The sequence below is a fragment of the Phytoactinopolyspora endophytica genome, assembly GCF_004138495.1.
GTDB lineage: Bacteria > Actinomycetota > Actinomycetes > Jiangellales > Jiangellaceae > Phytoactinopolyspora > Phytoactinopolyspora endophytica.
On sequence record NZ_ML142854.1, the window covers coordinates 297,114 to 304,460 of the forward strand.

Annotated in this window: 6 protein-coding genes; 3 read left to right on the plus strand and 3 right to left on the minus strand. The window is 67.1% G+C overall.

From position 1 onward, the window contains the following. Nucleotides 1-191: 191 nt before the first annotated feature. Nucleotides 192-515 carry a DUF3817 domain-containing protein gene (locus ELR45_RS14415; RefSeq protein ID WP_129667018.1) on the minus strand — a complete coding sequence of 108 codons (324 nt, stop codon included), beginning with the start codon at nucleotides 513-515 and terminating at the stop codon, nucleotides 192-194. A 405-nt stretch (nucleotides 516-920) separates the two neighbouring features. On the opposite strand from ELR45_RS14415, the gene ELR45_RS14420 reads away from it, so the two are divergent. From ELR45_RS14420 to purM, 3 genes are all read left to right on the plus strand, one after another. Next, nucleotides 921-2,531 carry a DEAD/DEAH box helicase gene (locus ELR45_RS14420; RefSeq protein ID WP_165367772.1) on the plus strand — a complete coding sequence of 537 codons (1,611 nt, stop codon included), beginning with the start codon at nucleotides 921-923 and terminating at the stop codon, nucleotides 2,529-2,531. A gap of 122 nt (nucleotides 2,532-2,653) precedes the next feature. Then, nucleotides 2,654-4,258, plus strand: a complete 1,605-nt coding sequence (purF, locus tag ELR45_RS14425; protein ID WP_129667020.1) for an amidophosphoribosyltransferase — start codon at nucleotides 2,654-2,656, stop codon at nucleotides 4,256-4,258. 81 nt (nucleotides 4,259-4,339) lie between these two features. Beyond that, nucleotides 4,340-5,407: a phosphoribosylformylglycinamidine cyclo-ligase gene (purM, locus tag ELR45_RS14430; RefSeq protein ID WP_129667021.1), complete on the plus strand. Its 1,068-nt coding sequence runs from the start codon at nucleotides 4,340-4,342 to the stop codon at nucleotides 5,405-5,407. A 106-nt stretch (nucleotides 5,408-5,513) separates the two neighbouring features. Here purM and ELR45_RS14435 read toward each other — a convergent pair whose 3' ends face one another. Together ELR45_RS14435 and ELR45_RS14440 are read right to left on the minus strand one after the other, a co-directional pair. Beyond that, nucleotides 5,514-5,726 (minus strand): DUF3073 domain-containing protein, encoded by a 213-nt coding sequence (locus ELR45_RS14435; protein ID WP_129667116.1) that lies wholly within the window; start codon nucleotides 5,724-5,726, stop codon nucleotides 5,514-5,516. Nucleotides 5,727-5,895: 169 nt separating this feature from the next. Further along, a complete protein-coding gene (locus ELR45_RS14440) occupies nucleotides 5,896-7,020 on the minus strand; it encodes a Glu/Leu/Phe/Val dehydrogenase dimerization domain-containing protein (RefSeq protein WP_129667022.1) in 1,125 nt (374 codons plus the stop codon). Nucleotides 7,021-7,347 lie beyond the last annotated feature (327 nt).

The window sequence follows — 7,347 nt, forward strand, 5'->3', positions numbered from 1 at the left end:
GCGTCGAAGACCCGGACTCGCGCGCGCACGGTGTAGACGAGAGCCTGCACCTCGGCCAGTTCGCGAAGGTCTGCCTCGCCGAGGCGCTCCTGCTGCAGCGGCTCGCCGATCAGGCCGCTTGACTGTGCTGGGCGGCCAGCCCATCAATCGCCTGTCGCCAACATGCCGGCCGGGTACAACCAGCGTCTGGATCACCCGGCCGGAACCTGCTCGGCCGGCGCCGTGTCGAGCCGGCCGGTGCGCTCCGCCCACGCGTCGAAGATCACCGTGCAGAATGGAGGAACCGCGGCCACCAGCGCGAGTGCAGTGGTCCAGACCCCCCAGCGGAACCTCCGGAACAGCGCGACGACTGCGATGACGTAGATGATGAACGCGACCCCGTGGATGGGGCCGAAGATCGTCACTCCGATCTCCTCGTCGGCAGGTCCGTATTTGAAGATCATGCCGACGATGAGGCCGAGCCACGTCACCGCTTCGATGATGGCGATGGAACGGAAGATGATCCGGGGGTTCATTTCGTCCTTGATCCGCTTGACAGAGGGGCATGAGCCGATGGCGTTCTGGCCATTATCGCGAGGCGCCCCGCTTGGGTGTGATGGAGGTCCGCGGAAATCTCCCGCAGCGAAGGTCATCGCTCCGGCGGCACGGGCATGGTCGGAGATCGGGTATGCTTGTCTCAGCCACGGCCGGATCCAGGCGGATACCGGCCGTTTCAGTGCCCGGGTTGTAGGTACGTCGTCGTGGTGGAGACATGTCGGCGTGCGCTGGGTCTAGGTGTCGACCTCACAGGGTCATCGCCGGACCCGTAGACGGTAGGGACGTCGAGCAAAGTCGGGTACGCGCATCCTTGGCTCATCGCGCACCGTACATGCGGCTGCGCGCCGGGTGCGCCCGACTCTCGTTGTAACCGGAGCATGCCCGTGACCATTGATCAATCCAGCCTGTCCTCTACGCCCGAGCCGCGGCGCGAGCGTTCGGACCGTCCCCGTCGTCGTTCCTTCGACGGCCCGCGCAATGACGAGCAGGACCGCCGTGGTGGCGGCCCGCGTGGCCAGCGCCGTGAGGGTCGTCCGTTCAACCGGCGTAACGGCGGTGCGGGGCAGCGTTCCGGGCGTGGCAAGGGCCCGGCCCGTGAGCGAAACGGCATCGATCCTGCCCGCCGGGCAGCCATCGAGGCGTTCGATCCCACCAGCTCCGCGTTCTCCGAGATGGGCGTAACCGAGCTCGTCGTGAAGATCCTCGGTGTCGACGGCATTGTGGAGCCCACAGCCGTGCAGGCCGCCGTCATCCCGGACGCGAACAGCGGCCGTGACGTGCTCGGCCGGGCACGGACCGGGTCCGGGAAGACACTCGCCTTCGGCCTGCCGGTACTGGGCCGGCTCGCCGGCGCGAGGAGCCGCCCGAACCATCCCCGTGCGCTCATCGTCGTCCCCACGCGTGAGCTCGCGGGCCAGGTCGCCTCCGCGCTGGAGCCGCTGGCCGACGCGCTTCAGCTGAAGATGGTGACCATCTACGGCGGCGCACCGTACGACAAGCAGATCCGCCGGCTCGACAAGGGCGCCGACGTGGTGGTCGCCACACCGGGCCGCCTGGACGACCTCGTCCGCCGGGGAGCCTGCCAGCTCGACGACATCGAGATGGTGGCGCTCGACGAAGCGGACCACCTGTGTGACCTCGGTTTCTTCCCGGTGATCGATGACCTGCTGGGGCAGACCCCCGAGGGCGGACAGCGGCTGCTGCTGTCGGCGACGCTGGACGGTGACGTGGACCGGCTGGTCCGTCGCCACCTGAACAACGCGGCACGGCATGAGATCGACCCAGACGCGGGCTCGGTCACCACCATGGATCACCACGTCCTCGTCGTCGGGGCGGGCAACCGGCTCGACGTGACGACGCAGCTGCTCCGAGCCAACCCACGGAGCATCGTGTTCACCCGCACCAAGCACGGCGCGACACAGCTGGCAGCGGATCTGGAGAGCGCCGGGGTGCCCTCCGTCGATCTGCACGGGGATCTGTCGCAGCGAGTGCGCGAGCGTAACCTTGACCGGTTCCGGAGTGGCCGGGCGCAGGTCGTGGTCGCCACGGACGTCGCGGCACGCGGCATCCACGTCGACGGTGTCGGCATGGTGGTGCACTTCGACCCAGCAGGTGAGCCCAAGTCGTACCTGCACCGGTCCGGGCGTACCGCCCGGGCGGGTGCCTCGGGCGCGGTGGTGACGGTCGCGACTGCCGGACAGGCACGAGGTCTCGGCCCGCTGCTTCAGAGAGCCGGCGTCGAGGCCAAGAACGTTGATGCTCGTGCCGTCGCGGACGCCCCGATGACGGTCGACATACTGGCCGAGGCGCCCGCGATGGTGATGGCCGCCCGCGACAGCGGCCGCAAGGCCGGCGCCGGTCGGTCGCAGCGCCCGAGCGGTGGCCGTGGCGGCGGCCAGTGGCGCTCCGGTGGTGGCGGCGGAGGAGGCCCGCGGCGCTCCGGCGGTGAGGGCCATCGAAACCGTGCGCGGCAGCCGCGCCAACGTCGTGACTGATCCCGTCAGCCTTTGACGGCGCCGCATTCTGTGCGGCCGTATATCTCGCTGAAAGACCGGGTAGGCGTCTCGCCTGCCCGGTCTTGGCATTCCGGGGCCCCGAAGCACGTACACTCGAGTATGTGGCGCACGGGGATGGAAAGCTGACCCAGGAACTCGACCCTTCCGATCACGGCCCCCGCGACGCATGCGGGGTATTCGGCGTGTGGGCACCCGGGGAAGAGGTGTCCAAGCTCACCTACTTCGCGTTGTACGCACTGCAGCACCGGGGTCAGGAGTCAGCCGGGATCGCCGTCGGCAACGGTGAGAATCTCCTCGTCTACAAGGACATGGGCCTGGTCAGCCAGGTTTTCGACGAGTCGACGCTGAACACGCTCGTCGGCAATGTCGCTGTCGGACACACCCGGTACTCGACCACCGGTGCCAGCGAGTGGCAGAACGCCCAGCCGACACTCGGAGCTACCCCCGCGGGCACCGTCGCTCTCGGGCACAACGGCAATCTCACGAACACCGAAGACTTGCTGGCGCTCGTCCGGGAGCGGGTGGGAGGCGCGGTCGGTGAGCTTCGGTACGGCAACACCACCGACACGGCACTGATCACCGCCCTGTTCGGGTCCTACGCCGGCCGGACCCTGGAGGAAGCGGCCGCCGAGGCGCTCGCCGAGGTCAAAGGTGCGTTCTCGCTGGTCTTCTGTGACGAGACGACCTTGTACGCGGCCCGTGACCCGCAAGGGGTGCGGCCGCTGGTATTGGGCCGGCTTGAGCGTGGCTGGGTCGTGGCGAGTGAGACAGCGGCGCTGGACATCGTCGGTGCGTCGTTCGTCCGTGAAGTAGAGCCGGGCGAGCTTGTCACGGTGGACGCTCAGGGTTTGCGGTCGAGGCGGTTCGCGACGGCGGAGCCGAAGGGCTGTCTGTTCGAGTTCGTCTACCTCGCCCGGCCGGACACGCACATCTCAGGGCGCTCGGTGCACGAGACGAGAGTCGAGATCGGGCGGCGCCTGGCCAAGGAGCATCCGGTCGAGGCCGACCTGGTGATCCCGGTGCCCGAGTCAGGAACTCCAGCGGCCGTGGGGTATGCTGAGGCGTCCGGGATCCCATACGGCATGGGCCTGGTCAAGAACAGCTATGTGGGACGCACGTTCATTCAGCCTTCCCAGACGTTGCGACAGCTCGGCATCCGGCTCAAGCTCAACCCACTGCGGGAGATCGTGGGCGGCAAGCGGCTGGTGGTCGTCGACGACTCGATCGTCCGCGGGAACACCCAGCGTGCCCTGGTGCGTATGCTCCGTGAGGCCGGTGCGGCCGAGGTGCATGTGCGGATCTCCAGCCCGCCGGTGAAGTGGCCATGCTTCTACGGCATCGACTTCGCATCTCGGGCCGAGCTGATCGCCAACGGTCTCTCCGCTGAGGAGATCTGCCGATCGATCGGCGCGGACTCGCTGGCATACGTCGAGCTCGACACTTTGATCGAGACGACCACCGTTGCCAAGAACGATCTCTGCCGAGCGTGCTTCGATGGGATCTACCCGATCGAGCCGCCGGTGGCCGCCAACAGCGCTCTGGACCAGCCCGCTTTGCCGGGCATGCCGGCTCGTCCCCAGGGCGAGGGCTGTGAGTCACCGGACCGGGACGCGCTGGACGATGCGGTCCGCCTCGGTGACCCCAACGACGGCTTGACGACGCTCGCGTCCAGCGGCGGCGCTGCCAACGCGCTACGCCACCCCTGACGGCTGGGCGTCCAGCCTGGGCTGGCCGGCGTTGCCGGGCGGGGAAGTGTGCCCTGGTCCGGGGACGCTTAGAGTGTCTGTATGACGAGTGACAATGGGCGACCGAACGCCACCTACGCTGCCGCAGGAGTCGATATCGAGGCCGGCGACCGCGCGGTGGAGCTCATGAAGGAGTGGGTGGCGAAGACCCGCCGGCCGGAGACCTACGGCGATCTGGGCGGGTTCGCCGGGCTGTTCGATGCCAGCGCCTTGAAGTCCTACAGGCGGCCGTTGCTGGCCACCAGCACTGACGGCGTCGGCACCAAGGTGGCCGTCGCTCAGCGCATGGACGTGCACGACACCATCGGCTTCGACCTGGTCGGCATGGTCGTGGACGATCTCGTCGTCTGCGGTGCGGAGCCGCTGTTCATGACCGACTACATCGCGTGTGGTCGCGTCGTGCCGGAGCGGATCGCCGCGATCGTGAAGGGCATCGCCCAGGCCTGCGTTGCGGCGGGATGCACTCTCAGCGGCGGCGAGACGGCCGAGCATCCGGGCTTGCTGGGGCCGGGCGAGTACGACGTCGCCGGGGCAGCTACGGGCGTCGTCGAGGCTGACGAGCTTCTGGGGCCGCACCTGGTGCGTCCGGGCGATGCGCTCTTGGCCATGGCGTCGTCCGGATTGCACTCCAACGGTTACTCGCTGGCCCGGCACGTACTGCTCGACACGGCCGGATGGGCGCTGGACCGAGAGGTGCCTGAACTCGGACGGACGCTCGGTGCGGAGCTGCTGGAGCCTACCAGAGTGTATGCGCGGCACTGTCTGGAACTGGCTCGTTCGGTCGAGGTGCACGCGATGTCGCACATCACCGGTGGCGGCCTGGCTGCCAATCTCGCCCGGGTACTGCCCGACGACGTCACGGCTCGCGTCGACCGGTCCACTTGGGCACCTGGGCCGATCTTCGGGCTGATCGGTGAGCTCGGGTCGGTGACGCAGCATGAGCTGGAGCACACCTTCAACATGGGCGTCGGCATGCTCGTGGTGCTGAGTCCCGACGCGGTCGATCCTGCCATGCGGCTGCTGACCGACCGTGGTGTCCAGACGTGGGTCGCCGGCCATGTCGTGGACGGCGACGGTTCCGCTGAGCTCTACGGAACGTACGCCGGCTGACGCCGGGCACGTCTCATTGCACAACGGCCACACGCACGGCAGGCCGTTGCTGCCGCCGCCACAGCGATGTGACGGCAGCAACGACCTGCAGCGTGTGAGTAAGCGGCTAACCTACGTTGCGACGGGGTTCCTCGCCCTCGTCGCCATCTTGATCTGCGTAGTCCGCGTAGTAGTCAGCCTCGTAGTCGTCGGACCGCCCGTCAGTACCTTCCTCGCCACGCAACTCACGCTGTAGTGCGTCGAAGTCCGTTTCAAGCGTCTGGTACTTAAGCTGACGGGCGACCTTCGTCTGCTTGGCCTTGGCCCGGCCGCGCCCCATAGGGTCGACCCCCTCGCACACAACCGGGGCGACCAGTATTAGCCGGACGCCCTCGTTTCCTTCGGATGACATCTGCTCGTAGATATAACGGTACAGGGTCGGACCCTGTTCCGTCTCATCCGGTACGAACTAATTTCCCTTCGAGTCGCGTGCGTACCGGACACTGGGTTCATTTGCCCAGGTAGATGGTCTTCATTCGGCTCACTTCGGCGATCCGGTGTTCCGCGATGCGGTCAGCCGCGGTTGCGGGCGACACGGCCTCATCACTTGCAAGCGCAAATATCTTCCTGGTGGTGTCGAAGATCTTCGTCGCCTTGGCCTTGGCCCGCTCGAAGGAGAACCCGTGCAACTCGTCGGCGACCTGGATCACGCCACCTGAGTTGACCACGTAGTCCGGAGCATAGAGGACTCCCGCGTCGTCGAGGAGCTTCTCCACTCCGGGATGCTCGAGTTGATTGTTCGCGCCTCCGCAGACGGCTTTCACCTGACCTGTGGCCATCGCGCTGGTCGTGTCGTCGGTCAGAGCGCCTCCGAGGGCGCACGGCGAGTACACGTCGATCTCGGCGGCCAGCAGCGCGTCGACGTCGGAGACGACGTCGACCTGTGGGTGTGCGGTGCGGACATGGTCGATGGCGGATTCGGAGACATCGGTGATCACGACCTGCGCGCCGTCATCGAGCAACAGCCGGGCCAACTTAGAGCCCACCTTGCCCACACCGGCGATGCCGACCCTCCGTCCGGCCAAGGTCGGTTCGCCCCAGAGGCGCTCTGCGCAGGCACGCATGCCCTGGTAGACGCCGAACGCCGTGAGCACACTGGAGTCGCCCGCTCCTCCCTCGGCGGGAGAGCGGCCGGTGACCCAGTTGCGTCCGGCGGGGCACTCGCGAGCGACGACGTCCATGTCCTCGACGTAGGTCCCGACGTCGCACGCGGTGATGTATCGGCCACCCAGAGACGCGACGTAGCGTCCGTAGGCGCGCAGCAGCCCCTCCGACTTGTGTCGTTCGGGGTCGCCGATGATGACAGCCTTTCCTCCTCCATGGTCCAGGCCGGCGAGCGCGTTCTTGTAGGTCATGCCCTGCGCGAGATGAAGTACGTCCGCCAGCGCGTCGTGCTCGGCGCTGTACGGGTAGAAGCGGGTGCCGCCGAGGGCGGGACCTAGCGCCGTGGAGTGGATGGCGATGATGGCGCGCAGACCACTTGCGCGGTCGTGGCAGAAGACCACCTGTTCGTGACCAGACTGCTGGTCAGGCCCGGTGATGCGGCCGAATACGAGCGGCGACTCTTCGGTCATGGTGGTGACCTCTCTCCTTCGTGCCCGGGGGATGGTCGGGCGTCGATGGGTGTCTGGTCTCACTCTATCGGTCAGAGTTTTCGGCCGATTTGGCGAAAACGCCCTCGCGTGACCACGTTGAGAGCTATGTTGATCTCGGATGGGGTCACCGGGGCGGGCAGGCCACACCAGGAGCGACGGTTCTTAGTGAGTCACCTAGGGGTGGTTTGTTCCGTTTGCGGCATTCGCTAGGCTTGCGAACGTCGCGGGTGGCATCATCCGAATGGTCAGAAAATCATCCAAATGGGCGGTTCGGGTCGAGCCGTAAGGCTCTCCCATGGATGATGG